Source organism: Algoriphagus antarcticus (genome assembly GCF_002150685.1).
GTDB lineage: Bacteria > Bacteroidota > Bacteroidia > Cytophagales > Cyclobacteriaceae > Algoriphagus > Algoriphagus antarcticus.
The window spans coordinates 1-15191 of record NZ_MSSW01000067.1; the positions used below are offsets into that span (position 1 = coordinate 1).

12 protein-coding genes and 1 pseudogene are annotated in these 15191 nt (G+C 40.3%); 3 read left to right on the forward strand and 10 right to left on the reverse strand.

All coding sequences use genetic code 11. From position 1 onward, the window contains the following. Positions 1 to 1143 (forward strand): Ppx/GppA phosphatase family protein (locus BVH04_RS20050; RefSeq protein WP_140160628.1); only part of this gene is annotated, 1143 nt, incomplete at its 5' end. Between the two features lie 205 nt (positions 1144 to 1348). Here the strand turns inward: BVH04_RS20050 and BVH04_RS20055 are convergent. From BVH04_RS20055 to BVH04_RS20095, 8 genes and pseudogenes are all read right to left on the reverse strand, one after another. Continuing rightward, positions 1349 to 1780, reverse strand: a pseudogene (locus BVH04_RS20055) (transposase); the annotation flags it as partial. 15 nt (positions 1781 to 1795) lie between these two features. After that, positions 1796 to 3007 carry an ISL3 family transposase gene (locus BVH04_RS20060; protein ID WP_086543255.1) on the reverse strand — a complete coding sequence of 404 codons (1212 nt, stop codon included), beginning with the start codon at positions 3005 to 3007 and terminating at the stop codon, positions 1796 to 1798. A gap of 224 nt (positions 3008 to 3231) precedes the next feature. Beyond that, complete coding sequence (locus BVH04_RS20065; RefSeq protein WP_086543256.1) at positions 3232 to 3993, reverse strand: hypothetical protein; 762 nt, start codon at positions 3991 to 3993, stop codon at positions 3232 to 3234. Positions 3994 to 4460: 467 nt separating this feature from the next. Continuing rightward, complete coding sequence (locus tag BVH04_RS20070; protein ID WP_086543257.1) at positions 4461 to 6209, reverse strand: hypothetical protein; 1749 nt, start codon at positions 6207 to 6209, stop codon at positions 4461 to 4463. 177 nt (positions 6210 to 6386) lie between these two features. Next, positions 6387 to 6692, reverse strand: coding sequence for a CocE/NonD family hydrolase C-terminal non-catalytic domain-containing protein (locus tag BVH04_RS20075; RefSeq protein WP_086543258.1), 306 nt, complete (start codon positions 6690 to 6692; stop codon positions 6387 to 6389). Positions 6693 to 6845: 153 nt separating this feature from the next. After that, the gene (locus tag BVH04_RS20085) at positions 6846 to 7874 is read right to left on the reverse strand and encodes a nucleotidyl transferase AbiEii/AbiGii toxin family protein (RefSeq protein WP_205635891.1); all 1029 of its coding nucleotides are present in this window, start codon (positions 7872 to 7874) and stop codon (positions 6846 to 6848) included. Positions 7875 to 7962: 88 nt separating this feature from the next. After that, positions 7963 to 8727 carry a DUF6577 family protein gene (locus BVH04_RS20090; RefSeq protein ID WP_086543259.1) on the reverse strand — a complete coding sequence of 255 codons (765 nt, stop codon included), beginning with the start codon at positions 8725 to 8727 and terminating at the stop codon, positions 7963 to 7965. A gap of 353 nt (positions 8728 to 9080) precedes the next feature. Beyond that, positions 9081 to 10904, reverse strand: coding sequence for a Xaa-Pro dipeptidyl-peptidase (locus BVH04_RS20095; protein ID WP_086543260.1), 1824 nt, complete (start codon positions 10902 to 10904; stop codon positions 9081 to 9083). A 646-nt stretch (positions 10905 to 11550) separates the two neighbouring features. Here BVH04_RS20095 and BVH04_RS20100 point away from each other — a divergent pair. Further along, complete coding sequence (locus BVH04_RS20100; RefSeq protein WP_169714471.1) at positions 11551 to 12660, forward strand: nickel-binding protein; 1110 nt, start codon at positions 11551 to 11553, stop codon at positions 12658 to 12660. A gap of 101 nt (positions 12661 to 12761) precedes the next feature. Then, positions 12762 to 13136 (forward strand): group I truncated hemoglobin, encoded by a 375-nt coding sequence (locus tag BVH04_RS20105; RefSeq protein WP_086543262.1) that lies wholly within the window; start codon positions 12762 to 12764, stop codon positions 13134 to 13136. A 251-nt stretch (positions 13137 to 13387) separates the two neighbouring features. On the opposite strand, the gene BVH04_RS20110 is transcribed toward BVH04_RS20105, so the two are convergent. Next, positions 13388 to 13678 (reverse strand): helix-turn-helix transcriptional regulator, encoded by a 291-nt coding sequence (locus tag BVH04_RS20110; protein WP_086543263.1) that lies wholly within the window; start codon positions 13676 to 13678, stop codon positions 13388 to 13390. 473 nt (positions 13679 to 14151) lie between these two features. Then, positions 14152 to 15060 carry a helix-turn-helix domain-containing protein gene (locus tag BVH04_RS20120; protein ID WP_086543264.1) on the reverse strand — a complete coding sequence of 303 codons (909 nt, stop codon included), beginning with the start codon at positions 15058 to 15060 and terminating at the stop codon, positions 14152 to 14154. Positions 15061 to 15191 lie beyond the last annotated feature (131 nt).

Sequence of the window (15191 nt, forward strand, 5' to 3'; positions counted from 1 at the left end):
ACGATGGTCCTTGATATCGGCGGTGGAAGTACTGAGGCAGTGGTAGGAAATCGGGAAGAAGTACTATTCATGAGCAGTATGAAACTTGGTGTCCTGAGACTATTGGATCTGGTAGGAAATCAGGATCCCCTGGACGGAAAACAGCAAAAAGACCTCAAAGAACATATCCGTTCAATTGCCGGTAAAATTATCCCAAAAGCTTCTCAGGTGGGGTTTTCCAAGGTAGTAGGCACTTCAGGTACCATCCGGACCTTGGGAGAGGCAGCTTTGGCCCTAACTAATAAAACCATTATCAGTTCCGTCAATGCTGAGGTGGTCAAAATAAAAGATCTGGAAAAAATCATCGATAAGCTCTTGGAACTTGAGCCTGGGAAAAGAGCAGCTATTCCCGGCATCAGTGCCAACCGCGTAGATGCCATCCATCTGGGTGGACTTTTGCTTTTGGAATTGTTGAAAATGTCCAAGGTGGATGAAATCACCCTTTCGGATGCTTCCTTGAGAGACGGATTAATCATGGACTATCTTGAGAAAAATGGTCAGAAACTAGACCGCCTGGAGCAGGGTAAAGATGTCCGTGAAAGCAGTTCGCTGATGATGGCCTTGCGCTATGATACGGATATCGCCGAGAAAAAGCATATCTCGAAGTTAGCGCTTCAGCTTTTTGACCAACTGAAGGCCCTGCACGGCCTGGAGGATTCAAGCCGGGAGTTGCTCCACCATGCAAGCCTGATCTATGATATCGGTCAATTTGTGAATTTTAAGGATTTCCATAAGCATTCCAGGTATTTGATTTTGAAGGGAAGGCTTAGGGGCTTCAACAATGATGAACTGACCATACTAGCCCATCTCTCCAGATACCACAGGAAATCCGGTCCAAAAAAACGTCACAAAAAATTCAAAAAGCTTGATAAGAATTTACGAAGATTGGTCAAAGGACTTTCAGGGATTTTGAGGGTCGCAGTAGGTTTGGATAAAACCAAAAATCAATGGGTGGAAAATGTCTATTGCATCCCTTCAGCCGATAAGCTGACCATCAAGCTATTCGGGGAAGAAAGTCTAGATCTGGAGATCTGGGAAGCGCAACGTTTTTCGGATACCTTGGGAGAATTTTTAGGAATGGAAGTGGAAATTGTCAAAGGTTGAGTCTGTTTCCCCGTACAGCTGTCGGGACTACGCTTAGGCTAGCGCTCTACGCCAGACGGGGCGGTGGCTGGGTGAAGTTTGTAACTTCACCCTAATATCCTTACCAATTTGCAATTGGATTAGTAGGTTACTACCAGTAATCCACTTCAATTAAGCCTTTTAGTCCAGAATAGTTTCTTGCACTGGAATACAAATAATCTTCCTCCTATTCGACGATTCTAGCTCTTATAGGATTATCATGAATATACTTCATCCTGCTTTCGATTATATCTGGTCGAGTTAGCTCAATTGCATGGTTTTCATGCGTCCAAAATTGCATATCGCCAACTCGCTTATTGAATTTGGCTTGGTATTCAAAGATCATTTTTAACCATTCCTTTCTGCTTTCTTGAGGATTTTCAAGAATCATTTTCAGAAGTTTCTTACTGGTAAACTTTTTGAAATCCCGAACCCAGTCAGATAATTTTCCATCTTTCTGTTGAACTACCAAATGGATGTGGTTGCTCATAATCACATAGCCATACAGATACAAACCTTTTTCTTTTCTGCAATAGGTCAAGTTTTCTAGAATAAAATCTCGGTATGATTTTCTGGTAAAAACGTCTGCCCATCCTACCACTTGGAAAGTCAAAAAGTAGGTTCTACCCTTAAGTTAGTGGGGATATAGATCTAAACCACCATGGAAAAACAGTATTGCGCTTCTAAAGTTGGCGAAGGTTCGATAGCCTTTCCCTACTGTTTTGAGCTCTTGAATTTTACCATTTAGCCGTTCAGCCATTGCATTGCTCAGATTCATTATCAATGCATTTACCACTCCGGAAATATGGTTGTTAAATGTCTCTACTACTTTGTCTATTTCCTTTATATTTTTCCTCTTCGAGTCGGCAGTCCATTTATTATATAGTGTCCAGGCGAAAAGCTTTCCGCAACTGAACAGATCCTTAAAGTTTTCGCGTACTTGCCAAGCCTTGCTAACCTCGTAGTTCGCATCGGCTATTGCTTCATATTTAATACGCTGTTTTTCGGTGAAGTTTTCAGGATTCTTCAGCAGGGTAAAGCGGGTATTTTTCAGCTCGTCGTGGTGCTTTACTTCTCGTCGACGCACTTGATCGATAGCCTTATTGAGGTACATGATCAGATGAAACCGATCGTGCGTGATCGCAGCATTGGGAAGCAGCTCCTGCGCTGAATTGATATAAGCCGGCCACATGTCCATACTGATTGTGGTTACCTGCCCAAGCTGGGTTTCCGTTAATGTTCTATTAAATAGTGACTTACAAGCCTCCTTAGTTCGGTCTTCTTCCACATCAAGTACACAACCAGACCCGGGATGACTCAGGACAGTGATGTACTGATGACCCTTCTTAAAGGACTTTTCATCTATACTCAATTGATCAAATATCAGCTTGGTGTAGTTTCTTCTACCCATTCCCCTTTTTGTGCTCAGGTGCATGATTCGATTTACCACATTGAACCCACAGCGCATAATTTGAGCTGTTTTGGTTTGATTTTTACTCGCCTTGAGCAAGTCTATTACCGCATGCTCAAACAGGAAGGTATGACGCTCGTACCCAGAGGCCCAGTTGGGCTGAACAGTCTTTACTTTACCCTCAGAAGTAATAATGCGAGGCAGTTCACACTTGATATAAGTTTTGTATTGCATCGTGTCCAAGTGCCTCCATTTACGTGCCGGTGCGTGATCGTAAATTTTGCAGAGTTCACCAGTCTGGGTATCTTCTAACTGCTCCGACAAACAGACTATATGGATAGAAATTTCCTCTTTAGAAAAATCTGTGTCAACAGATTCGACTGCCCATCCATCTTCTAAATCTAGTATTCTTGTGAAAAAATTCTCCGTAAACATCTTTTTTTTCAAATATAGCTATTCCATTAAATTCGGGGTAGAACCAAAAAGTAAGGCATTTCTTGATCTTTGATTTGATAGGCCTCTCCCATAGAATGAAAATAAATCTTATCGCCCGAATTACAAATTCTTAATGATATAAAAGCGTAGTTACAAACTACGCTTAGGTTAGCATACTACTCCCAGATGGGGCTTGGCTGGCATTCTACTCCCAGAGAAGGTCTTTATTTTTCTCTATAACCAAAAAGATCAATATGGATATTTGACGACTTATATTTACCTGTTTTTATACTTTGAATAAACTCTTCTTTTGATATGCCAAATGCGCTTGAAATATAATGAAAGTGAGCCTGTCCTCCTTTGTAATTTTCTTCACCAGAAATACCTTTCATTGTGCTAAAAAAGCAATGCCAAGTATTTCCTTTTGTCAAGAAGTTTGAGATGATAACTTTTCTTTGAGTAATAATATTTTTCAATTCCCCATCTGATAAATCAGTATCGCCGATTTTATAAACTGATCCGTCTTCGTTTAATTCAAAAAATTTGGGTAATTTCTTATTGTCATAAGTAGAAGGTAATATCTCTGAAAAAATTCTAGTTAGGAGATATCCTTCTTGCTTGAATGATTCTATCAAAAGAGTGTGTAATTGACTAGGGTTTAATGTTAGTCCCTTCAACAATACAATTTGATCTTTTTTTCGCTCAGTCTCTAAAAGTTTAATAAAATTTTCATGAATTGATAAATCATTGAATTGTTCTAAAAACTCATCAATTCCATTCAGTGCTTCTCTATAGAAAAAATCTTCCGAAAGTATTTGACTTGAACCTGGAATTTTTAATTCTAAAATATCTCTGTACAATATCTTTCTTTTTTCAATTTCATGATTTCTAAAATATTCTATGGGATTGACATTAATTACGTCTTGTGGGGGGAATATTCTTATAAAATATTTGTCATCATTATTATATATTTTTATGCTTTTCATATGTTAGTTCGAGAAACTATTGTATAAGTCAGATTTAAATAATTTTAGTGAAATAATAATTTTGATTGAGTGGAATTGCACATCGCACCTAGTCCTAACAATTATGTGAATACAATCAAAGGGGAAGAAAAAGGGGGCTAATTGTTCGTGCTACGCACGCAACGAAAACCTAGTTGTTACCTGCTGTGCTTCTTCTTGTTTGTTTAAATACTTTTCAATTTGAGGTCTGATGTAATCTTTGTCATAAACTCGTAATTTAAATAAACTGTTTTTAGATTTATTTTTCGGCTTAACATATTCTTCTGCCGATTTATAAAAGATGTCGTTTGCTATTTCGTAATATGGTTCTAAAAAGTTTTCCTTTTCTATATTTTCAGAAAGCCATTTTTTCTTTTTGGAAATTCATTTTTTTCTTGTTAGCGTTTCAATTACAATATTTTTAATAAGTTTTGATTTTATGACTATTCTTAGGAAAGTAGGATTTGTTTGATCTTTTTACGCATTGCTTCTGGCGATTTTACTGGCTTTATTGTTTTGATCGTATTTTCGACGTAATAGGCAAAAGGAATCAAGTACCTTGATTGGTAATCGGTGACGTCGCGTGGTTTATTTTTTTCTCCTTGCTTAATCAGGGTTTTCCATAGGTAGCCATCTATCAGTTGATTAAATAAAGTTCCTTTACTGCCGATTCGATCTTGGAAATACAGTAAAGTATTACTGTCTATCAATACTACCGGCTTTACTTTGTACATATCTTTTCGGTCAATTCCTACTTCATTGCAAGCCTCTTTGAACCACATTTTCAAAAGCTGGTTGATACCTAAGATCGTAAACGCATCCGAGTGAACGACTATTACGGGATAAATGAAACGAAACTTGTCGTAAACAAACCCAAATTTTTCGTATTCACCGTTCAGTAATTTCTTAACATTTCTCGCCAGTTGCAGGACAGCCTTTTCACCGGTGCCGTCTTTATAAAACTTCTTTCTGAACTCCACGCGTAGGTCCGGAATATAGAGCTTTTCTTTTACTTCTTTCTTAATTAGAATGTCCTTAGATTCAAAAATGAATATGTTGCCGTTCTCATAGGTGATATAATCACTTGCCCCAAATTGAGCATCTATTTTTTCCATCGTATCACCATAGATTCGTAATGCTGCCTTATCAAAAATCCGATCCAATACGGAGTACAATATATTCTGCTCTGAATATCCTGACGTATATATGAGTGTTCTGAAAGTATCCCGGTTCATGATATTGCTATCATGACCAAGTTTGCTCATTTCAAAATATAAGGCGCGGAAGATTTTTTCAATAAGAAAACGACGATATACAACTTGGAATTTATTTTCATCAGTACGAATAATTGGATGGTTTCGTAGAAATAAGTAATCTTCTTGCAAAGCTACAGACTCCAGTGGTATGGAAATGGTGTCTAAAATTCTGATACACGTTGCATAGAATGGGAAGGCATGGTCTATCTCAACGAAGTTATTACCTCGTCCCACCACGCTGTCAATAGTATTTGCTGCTAGCCCCGTAGACGCCTTCAGATAATCTTTCCAATTTTGACAACCGTATTTTTGTATAAATAATTGTAAAATAGGTTTGGTTTGTGGATTATATTCAAGGAACTCAAAAAACAGTATGCCTTTATAAATTTCAATTAAATATAACTCTCTTAGATCGCGATTTATTAAATCGGCGTATTGAAATGGTTTGTAGAGGGACAGCCAATATACTTCTTCATTCGGGTCGGTTTTTCTTAGTTCTTCAATACCATTTTTTGACCGGTTAAAACGTTCATTAATAATTAAATACGCGTTGAGCAGGTTGCGTTCCATTTGCGCATTTGACCGACGGTTTTCTGGTTCTCCTTCTTTTGACTCAAGGTATTTAAGCAAATGCTCTAAAAATGACAGCGAACTTGGTGGATTGAAAATAATCATTTCAGCATTAGGAAATCTCTTTGCAAATTCACGAATCCGATTTTCCATATCCAGATAATACTGTGCATTATCCCCTGAGAACCATTGTTCCCTCAGATACGTGATCAGCTTTTCTGTACCATTATAAACGCTTTCATTTGCATTCATAATTTCCATCAAACTTGCGCCATACATTTGGCTGGTCCCATCAAAAAGCGCGTCCAAGTCTATCTCAGATTTTTTTCCGTGGAAATCAGGATAGGCTAATGTTATTTGTTGGTTAATCATGCATTCACTTAGTATACCTGGTAACTTGTTTATTGTCAAGGTAAATCCGTCTTTACTTTTCTGTTTCGGAACAATAGATACAGTTTTATCCTTTTTTTATGATCCCCAATATCCCAACTAAACCCTTCCCCTCCTATACCCTATTCAGGGTATATTTCATAGAATCCGCTACTTTATTTACTTCACAGCCTTCCCCACCAGCCCCTTCCCGCCCACGATCGGAAGGGTCAATACAGTTCCATCCAGATCGACGGTCAGTTTTGTGCCTGGCTTAGGTAGAAGTGTGTACTCCGCGTCTGAGGAGAAGATCATTAACCCAATCTGCTGCCCTGCTGGGATGATCTGATCGTCGGGCTGCAAGTCGAATGTTATCTCGTAGAACTTACCAGGTACTACCGGTCCTCCTTTGCGGATGGAGGCGTGGTTTTGTGGATCTGCCCAGCCTCGGGAAGCAGTTTTTGCATCTTGCCAATCTGCACACAAAGGGGGTAGTCGCTTCTTCCACTTCCTTTTTTCCTTCTTTCCTTTGGGCTAGTAGGCTCTACTGGTGCAGGTATTTCGCATTTTAACCATTTGATATCATCGTAACCTTTCATCCTAAGAACAGGGTCAATTAAGTGATATCTTGTTTCTTATTCATTCATTCCCATGGTTATTCTTATTAGCTGTTAAAAGTGTAACCGTTTTAAACCAATAAAAGAAAGAAGATTTATCAGGCTGTTTTTTCAGGCGCATCAGGAAGTTCCAATCTTGATCTTCGATAATAAAATCTTTAATGTCCTGGTCTTTATAATAGGTGATCGGTGAAAGATCATTCACCATGATTTTTGCGGCCAGATAAGCAATTCGGGCAGATGCAGGTACCGCATCATCAATCCTGAAATTCCCGGCCATTAAAAAACCGGTACCAAAAGCGATAATCCCTTTTTGCAATTCTTTGAGTTTGGCTTTTTCGTTATCATTGCCCCGATCACGCTTAGCCAAAATGATACAGGTATCAATCGTGTCTTGTAGTACATTTTCCGGAGTAAGTTCTGTTTCCGTATTTCCATTTTTCCGGTAAGCTATTTCATGTTTAGCAAATACATGAAAACTGGCTGCCATCACCTCCATGTTATGAATCTTCTCGAAGAGTTGGCTCAGATCGAAAAGTTGTTTACAAATCTCCATGGAGAACGGCTGGTTGTCTTTGCCCTTGAAGTAAGGGATGCCAATAGTATTCGGAGCAAATGCAGTGAGTTTATCTCCAGTAATTGAATCAATGCTTGGCATGGAGACCATGGTCTCCATATCAGTTTGAATCCATTTAGTTATTACAGGCTTTTCAATCAATTCTGGATAGATCGAATCCTTGATGAGAATATCTAATAGAATGGTACCGGAACCTTGCTTGTTAGAATCAAATTTGAATTTATAATGTGCTTTGGGTACTCCGGTCATATAGCTGCGATGTTCGTCCAGTTCAACAGCAGTGAAATTGGAAGAGTCAACAACCTCTTGCAAAATGCGTTCGAGTTCTTTTCGATCAGTTTTACTGATAATGTCGATATCAATGGAGAATCGATTTCCTGTTTCCAATAAAAGGACCAAACTGGTCCCCCCTTTGAAAACAAAATCAAGTCCATTGCTTTTCAACCGCTCAAGCAAATGCAACGCGTAAATCATCTTTTCTAAAATGATTTTGTCAATTCTCTTGTGGTTTTTTGTCTCTTAAAAGCTTCTAACCATTCATCTGTAAAGCAATGTTTCTTTATCATTCAATAATGTCTTTAACGAGGTGGTACATGTGGTTCGCCATGAACTGCTTGATGTCTTGCTCTTTTTCCCTTCGTTTTGCGTAGCTGAAGAGTTTGGTGAAATTGATGGTATAGTTGCTTATGGCATTTTCGTATATGTGCATCAATTCAGAGCTTTGTAGATAATAGAAAAGTTTCTCTTCAGCATAGATGTCGACTAGAATCTTCTCTAGTAACGGAGTATAAAACTCTACTCTTTTCTCTGTTCTTCTCGCAATAGGGGAGCGTGTGATTAATTTCTTTATAATCACGGGACAGTCGCTTTCAGCTATATAAAAATTGATGGCTTTATCATCTGGATTCAGGTAAAGCTCGTTTCTTGATGAGTCCTTCAGTTCGTAATACAAGGATTCTACGAAATCCTTTTCTATTTCAATCAGGATAATTCTTCTGCTAGCTTGGTGTTGTGAAAATTCATTGAGCCATTCGGTTTCCCAAATGCAGTGTTTGGCGTCCTCAAATTTATCTGTGATTCGCTTTGCGAGCTTAATAAGGTCTGGTGATATTTCCGGTTTGTACTTTGGCTTATATGAAATTACATAGAGGCCTCTCTTGAGCGGTCTAATAATGTTTTTGTCCTTGAGGTCATAGATTCTCCATCCGAAAGTTCCCGCTTTAAGATCAGGTTCAAAATAGCGATAGAATTCAAATAGTTCTTCCCGAGTAAAATGCTCTCTGTCTTTAAATTCTTCAATCAACCTATTCTCTATGATCTTTGGCATATCAAATCTAATTTATACCAAAACTACGAAATTCTGGCGAATATTAGAAATCAAAAAAATGCCAGTAAATTAAAATACTGGCAAATATTGGGATTATCGGGATAGAGGAGATTTGGCTCTTTTGCAAAGATTTATTTTTGGGTTAGTTAGGCTTTGTAAAGTGCCAAATGAGCATTGAGTTTCTTTTTCGCTTGGCATACAACGTCGGAACTTCTGCACCTGCCTTCGTAGGGAATCCAAATAAGTGTGCTTAACGAAAATACTTTAGGATATTCTCTAACCACAATAACCCCAATTCCCCCTTCCCCCACAATACCCTGTACAGGGTATATTTCGCAGAATATTCACCTTTTTTACCTCATGCACTTCTCCACCGCCCCTTTCCCACCCACGATCGGAAGTGTCAGGACCGTTCCATCCAGATCAATGGTCAGTTCTGTCCCTGGCTTGGGTAATAGCGTATATTCCGCGTCTGAGGAGAATATCAACAATCCAATCTGCTGACCTGCTGGGATGATCTGATCGTCCGGCTGCAAGTCGAATGTTACCTCGTAAAACTTACCCGGCAAAAGAGGTTCTCCTTTGCGGATGGAACCGTGGTTTTGTGGATCTGCCCAACCTCGGGTGATGATGTTGTCGGTGATTTTTGCATTTCTTCCTTCGGTCCAAGGCAAGGAAACCAACCAAACCGAAAGGTTGGCCGCAGGTTTATTCGATGCCATTTTCACCGTTATCTTGGGAATTCCTGAAATATGAATTGGCTCAGTAAGCACTGGACTGAGGTAGATCAATCGATGTTCCGTATAATCTGCCTGCGCCAAGGCTGATCCTGGAAAGGAATAGTTATCTACCAAAGTTTCCTGTTGACCGGAATTTGTTTTCTCAAGTCCCATCGTACCTGCTGCCGGAGCTCCGGCTTTGAGGTAGAAGTTCACATCCGAAGCTTCAGGATTCGGGAAATCTTCATAAGGAGTTGGATTGCTGCGCTCGTCCTGCTCCCGGACTATCCAAGCTTTTGGCTCCTGCTCCACACCGTTTTCCACCCCATGCAGATAGCGGGTAAACCAGCGATTCATCATAGCGAATGGAGGCGGCCCGCCATGACCGTTTTGATGGTAATAGATTTTGGCAGGAATCCCTTTGGCGCGAGCCGCATCATAAATCCGATAGCTGTGCTCGGGCATCACGTTCCAGTCGTTGAAGCCATGCGACATCAGCAATGCTGCTTTCATCGGGCCCATATCATTGAGGTAGTCACGGCCAGCCCAGAAGTCATTGTAGTCGCCAGTTGCTCGATCCATGCCTTGCGCCATTTCGGTATCGCGAACCGTCTTGTTGTTATAGGCTCTTTTGGACTCATCCCCACTATGGATGAAATCATACAAGACATCAATGTCCTCGCCCAAGTATCCTCCCGGTGAGCGAACCAGTCCATTGGATCGGTAATAGTGGTAATAGGAGGTATTGGGAGCGATGGGAATAATGGCTTCAAGGCCTTTTACACCGGTAGTTGCTGCTGCCAATGGGAGCGTACCATTGTAGGAAGTTCCTGTCATTCCCACTTTCCCGGTGGACCAAAATGCCATCACTTTTTCATTTCCGTCCGGCGTGGTATAGCCATTGTCTTTCCCGGTCAGCCATTCGATCACTGCCTTTGGTGCCAAGGATTCATTATCTCCACCGACGGTGGGTGATCCCTGCGAAAGTCCGGTACCGGGAGAGGAGGAGTGAACCACAATGTAGCCACGAGGTACCCACAGCATAATTTCGTCATTGGATATGATCGGCCGCTTTCCTGTGCGTACCACTTCAAATGTATTTCTTGGGGGAGCTGCAGCGCCTAGTTCATGCTTTACCTCCCAAAAGAGGGGCGCATTTCCTGCGGTACCTGCATAATAAGGACTGCTGGCATAGACCACAGGAAGCTTGAGTCCTTCCGTTTCGGTTTGCTGCGGTCGGGTTACATCCACATGCATCCGATCCATTTTGCCATCACCATCCGTATCAAACTCAGTTTCCACCCAGAGATCAGCACGGATCCAGTTGGCAGAATCTTTCAGCTCCGAGACGATTTGGGCTTCCCCGTTTTCAAAAATAGGTTTGACTTGGGCGAGCAGATTGTAACTTCCAGTCACTAGGAAAAGGAGAAAAAGTAGGGTCTGTTTGGTGAATTTCATAGAGGGTGAGATATTGAGGGTTTAAGATAGTTTATTATGTGTTTAGGGGCAATTAAACTAGTATTGAAATGAAGCCAGTATAAAACCTCAAACCCCATCTTTGAGCAGCTCCGAAGGAGCCAAACTTTTCATAACCCTGTACGCAGTGCAGGGAAGAGAACAAAAATCCTACCCTAGAGCCCTGAAAGGGCGAAACTGTGAAGTTTCGCCCTTTCAGGGCTTCTTTTTTGTTCCATTAGCTTTACCCCCGGCTATGGATGGTTTCAATCCTTCGGATCTATTTTGGACTGAAATAACACCATGCGGTTAGATTTACTTAGGAAATAAGGCTACTGATGTGATTGTGAATAATTGTAGAGTATAATTCAAAATATAAGGCAAAATGGGTTTTTGGGAGGAGTATCCAATTCAGTCTGCGGACGATTGGTTTGAAAAAGTCTTTTATACCTGATCAGCTTGGCTCGTTCGAAAAGTTTGATTGGCTTCTTTTGAGGTGTAGGGTCTTAGCTTAAAACGTAGATAAAATTTCTGGTTAGGGATAGCAGATGTTTCGGTCCGAGCAGGGAAAAATGCTGGTTTCTAATGTCTTAACCAATATTTTCAGTTAATTGCATGGTAACATTACTTAAAAGAGATGCCTATTTATATGGATCGTCACGATGTTTCGGCGGAAGTAACCGCTGAAAATGTGGCTCATTTACACCAAGAAGATCTCAAGGTTCAAGATGAATTTAACTGTCGTGGGCTAACTTATTGGTTTGATGACCAGCGTAAAACAGCCTTTTGTTTGGTAGAGGCTCCCAATGCCGATTCGGTTCATAGAATGCATGCACACGCCCATGGTGAGGTTCCTCATTCCATTATTGAAGTTGACGCTAATCTGGTTGAGTCTTTTCTGGGTAGAATAGAAGATCCAAAAGGATTAAAAGGGTCTGAGCTGAAAGTGATTAATGAGCCTGGATTTCGTACGCTTTTCGCAGCAAAATTATTTTTCGACCACCTTGATCAGCAGCAGCCTAGCCAACTGTCATCTGTCGCTCAGGAATATAAGAGACAAATTGGAAGATTGGTGGCAAGTCATAGTGGGAATCTTGTGAATCAGGATAGTTATGAAATACTCGCATCTTTTGCGAATGTCAAAGATGCCGTTGCTTGTGCAGAATCGGCCTTAGATACGCTTGGAAATGAATATTCGTATCTGAAATGCGCCATAGGATTGGATGCAGGTAACCCTGTTTCGAATAGCAAGTTTATTTTCGAAGAGACTATAAAAACGTCAAAAAGGCTTGCTAACCTTCGATCCAACATTTCAGTTTCGGCTACGGTACACAAAATGTACCACGACGAACTAGCTGATTTGACCTTCAACAAGCAGGCGTTTAAATTATTTTCCGCCGCTGAGTTGGTCTTTTTAAATCAACTTTCGGATCACTTGGATGCTAATTACGGGGAGCCAGAATTAAGAATAGAACGTATCGCTAGAAGTCTAGGATTCAGTAAATCTCAGTTTTATAGAAGCATGGTAGGTCTTTCGGGTGATTCTCCAAATCTCTACCTCAATAAATTCAGATTAGATAAGTCGCTGGAGTTATTAAAAGGGGGTATGAATACGACTTCTGAGGCGGCCTTTTTATGTGGGTTTTCTAGCCCGTCCTATTTTTCAAGGCGCTTTGCTAAGAGATATGGAGTACCGCCAACCGAGTACAAGGGCGGTAGATGTTTAGATATCCGCCTTTTGGAAGAAGGTTTGGTCTAATATTACATGCTTTTGGACCGAATGTGGGAGTAACTCTATGTGATTAAGAATAAATTTGGTTAACCTAATTCATTGCTAGAAATAGCCAAAATAACCATATTATGACCGAATCATTATTTGAACGACTAGGTGCAGAAGCAGGAATTGTCAAAATTGTGGACGATGTAGTCGAAGCTCACATGAACAATCCAGCAATTGCTGCACGTTTCACTCCTTATTTGGAGCAACCGGAAAACTTAGCAAAGGTCAAGTTGCACACCGTTAATTTTTTCATCACGGGAAGTGGTGGTCCGCAGGTGTACGCTGGGAGAGATATGGAGACAACCCACAGGGGCATGAACATCAGTGCCTCAGAATATATGGAGACCATGGATGATATTTTCTTGGTACTCGACAAGCACGGAAAGGATGCGCAAACCAAGAAGGACGTATTGGAAATTCTTTGGTCGCTAAAAGGTATGATAATCGGCAAATAGTAGCCTCAGCGCACAAATTTTACCCATGTGGAGAATCGTATTTGATTGGGTTGAAATCAACTTATGTTTCATAGTCTAAATGTCAGCTTGAACCTGACCAAAGAGATCTGAAAAATAGTAGATTGGTCGAATTGTATGACTTGAATAAATGCGGGTCGGTAGCATCTTCAAAGCCTTTGGCATAAAAATTTAGAAGTGAGAGGACTTCGCTCCAACCTATTTAAAAGCGTTCTATGGCCGCTCGTACTTTACTAGAGTTCGATGGAAATATTGACCTTTCCACCTAGTCTCTTCTTCACAATGTCGAAGAACGTTTTCAAAGTAAGATTGCTTCCGTTGTTTTCGATCCTTGAAATGTATTCACGTTTTCGGTCTACTAGCTCAGCTAGTTGGGACTGCGTAAGATGCTTGTCTTCTCTGGCTTTCTTTAAAAGCAAACTGATCTTGAAGCTTTCAAAATCCCTTTCGAGTTCGTCTCTTCGCTCTGTTCCCTTGTTTCCGTAAACCTCGTTCTTGATTTCTTTCCAGCTTTTAGTTTCCATCTTCTTTCCTTTTTTGGTTATGATATTCAGACATTAGTTTTAGCGCTCTTTCAATTTCCTTCTTTGGTTTTCCTGCCTAGAGGACGGCAGGCAGGTTCTGTGTTTTCTTCTGAAAACCGTTTTATAGAATAACGAGCTTGTCATCGTAAAAGAAGCAGAAAACTCGCCAGATGTTAGCCCCTAACTGAATCCTAGCTTCGTATAGACCAGCTGTTCCCACTAGGAATTTCAACTAATTTGAAGGAACCCACTCAAGGGAAATAATACAAAGCTTATCAATCAATTCATTCAAAAACTGCTTCACTCAATGTAGACTTAATCTCATTTTGATTATCCGCTACTTTACCATTAGGCAGAAGAGACAAGTATAAAATTGGTACCAAATTGAGACTTGGGGCGTTTCGGTCTTAGGTCTTCGGTCCCAATAAGCAAAGAAAATAAGGCTGCAGGCATCATTGCGGATACCCATATTCTCAATTTAGATTTCTATACTCCATGGGTGTTTGACCGGTCTTTTGTTTGAAAAGTTTGTTGAAGTATTGCGGGTAATCAAATCCTAAGGTATAGGCTATTTCACTGACCGTTTTGTCGGTATTGATCAGACTGTTTTTCGCTTCTTCAATCAGGTAAAAATGAATGTGTTCTTGCGTGTTTTTGCCTGTTTCCTTTTTGAGCAAGTCACTCAAATAGCTTGGTGATAAGGCGACTTGCTCCGCTAAATATTTGACAGTTGGCAAGCCTTTCTCTTTGATCATATCCACTGAAAAGTAGTGCTTTAGGACCTCCTCGATTTGGGAGATGACCTTCTTATTCGAGTGGCTTCGGGTGATGAGTTGCCGACCATAAAACCGCGAACAGTAATTCAACAACAGTTCGATGGTAGACACCATAATAAATTGGCTGTGCACATCAATGTTCTCTCTGAGTTCTGCTTCTATTTTTTGGACACATTCATACAGAATATTTTTTTCCTTGTCGGACAAGTGAAGTGCCTCAGTGATCTCATAGGAAAAAAAGCTATAGTCCTTTATTTTCTCATTCAGCGAGGTGGCCCGAATCAAATCTGGGTGGAAAAACAGACCCCAACCAAGCATATTTTCTCTTTGTTCTACCTCATTATCGATCTCTATGGCTTGATTGGGAGCGATGCAGATCAGATTGCCATCCTGAAAATCAATGGTTTTACGACCGTATTTGAAATTATTTTTGCAATAATTTTTAAACATGATGGAGTAGAGGTTAGTCGAAATCATCGCATTCTGTGCTACCTTTTCGCTTACCTTACTGAAATCCAATACCGCTACTAAGGGATGCTGACTGTGACCTAAACCAAACAATTTGTATAAGTCTGCGATGGTATGGATATGGAGGATTGGTTTCATATTTTATGATTGTACGGAATGATACCAGTAGTCTTATTTTCTCTGATTAAAGTGATGGAAGACTGATGACCGAAGACCGATGTAGCGTTTATTGAGTGTTCTTTAGTAATTTTTTTTTTCGTTTGTCCTTT

Bases quoted from the DNA above. Each gene is read 5' to 3' on its own strand.
- BVH04_RS20060 (WP_086543255.1), bottom strand. From the start codon at position 3,007: ATGTTTACGGAGAATTTTTTCACAAGAATACTAGATTTAGAAGATGGA.
- BVH04_RS20065 (WP_086543256.1), bottom strand. From the start codon at position 3,993: ATGAAAAGCATAAAAATATATAATAATGATGACAAATATTTTATAAGA.
- BVH04_RS20070 (WP_086543257.1), bottom strand. From the start codon at position 6,209: ATGATTAACCAACAAATAACATTAGCCTATCCTGATTTCCACGGAAAA.
- BVH04_RS20085 (WP_205635891.1), bottom strand. From the start codon at position 7,874: ATGATTTACGCGTTGCATTTGCTTGAGCGGTTGAAAAGCAATGGACTT.
- BVH04_RS20090 (WP_086543259.1), bottom strand. From the start codon at position 8,727: ATGCCAAAGATCATAGAGAATAGGTTGATTGAAGAATTTAAAGACAGA.
- BVH04_RS20095 (WP_086543260.1), bottom strand. From the start codon at position 10,904: ATGAAATTCACCAAACAGACCCTACTTTTTCTCCTTTTCCTAGTGACT.
- BVH04_RS20100 (WP_169714471.1), top strand. From the start codon at position 11,551: ATGGATCGTCACGATGTTTCGGCGGAAGTAACCGCTGAAAATGTGGCT.
- BVH04_RS20105 (WP_086543262.1), top strand. From the start codon at position 12,762: ATGACCGAATCATTATTTGAACGACTAGGTGCAGAAGCAGGAATTGTC.
- BVH04_RS20110 (WP_086543263.1), bottom strand. From the start codon at position 13,678: ATGGAAACTAAAAGCTGGAAAGAAATCAAGAACGAGGTTTACGGAAAC.
- BVH04_RS20120 (WP_086543264.1), bottom strand. From the start codon at position 15,060: ATGAAACCAATCCTCCATATCCATACCATCGCAGACTTATACAAATTG.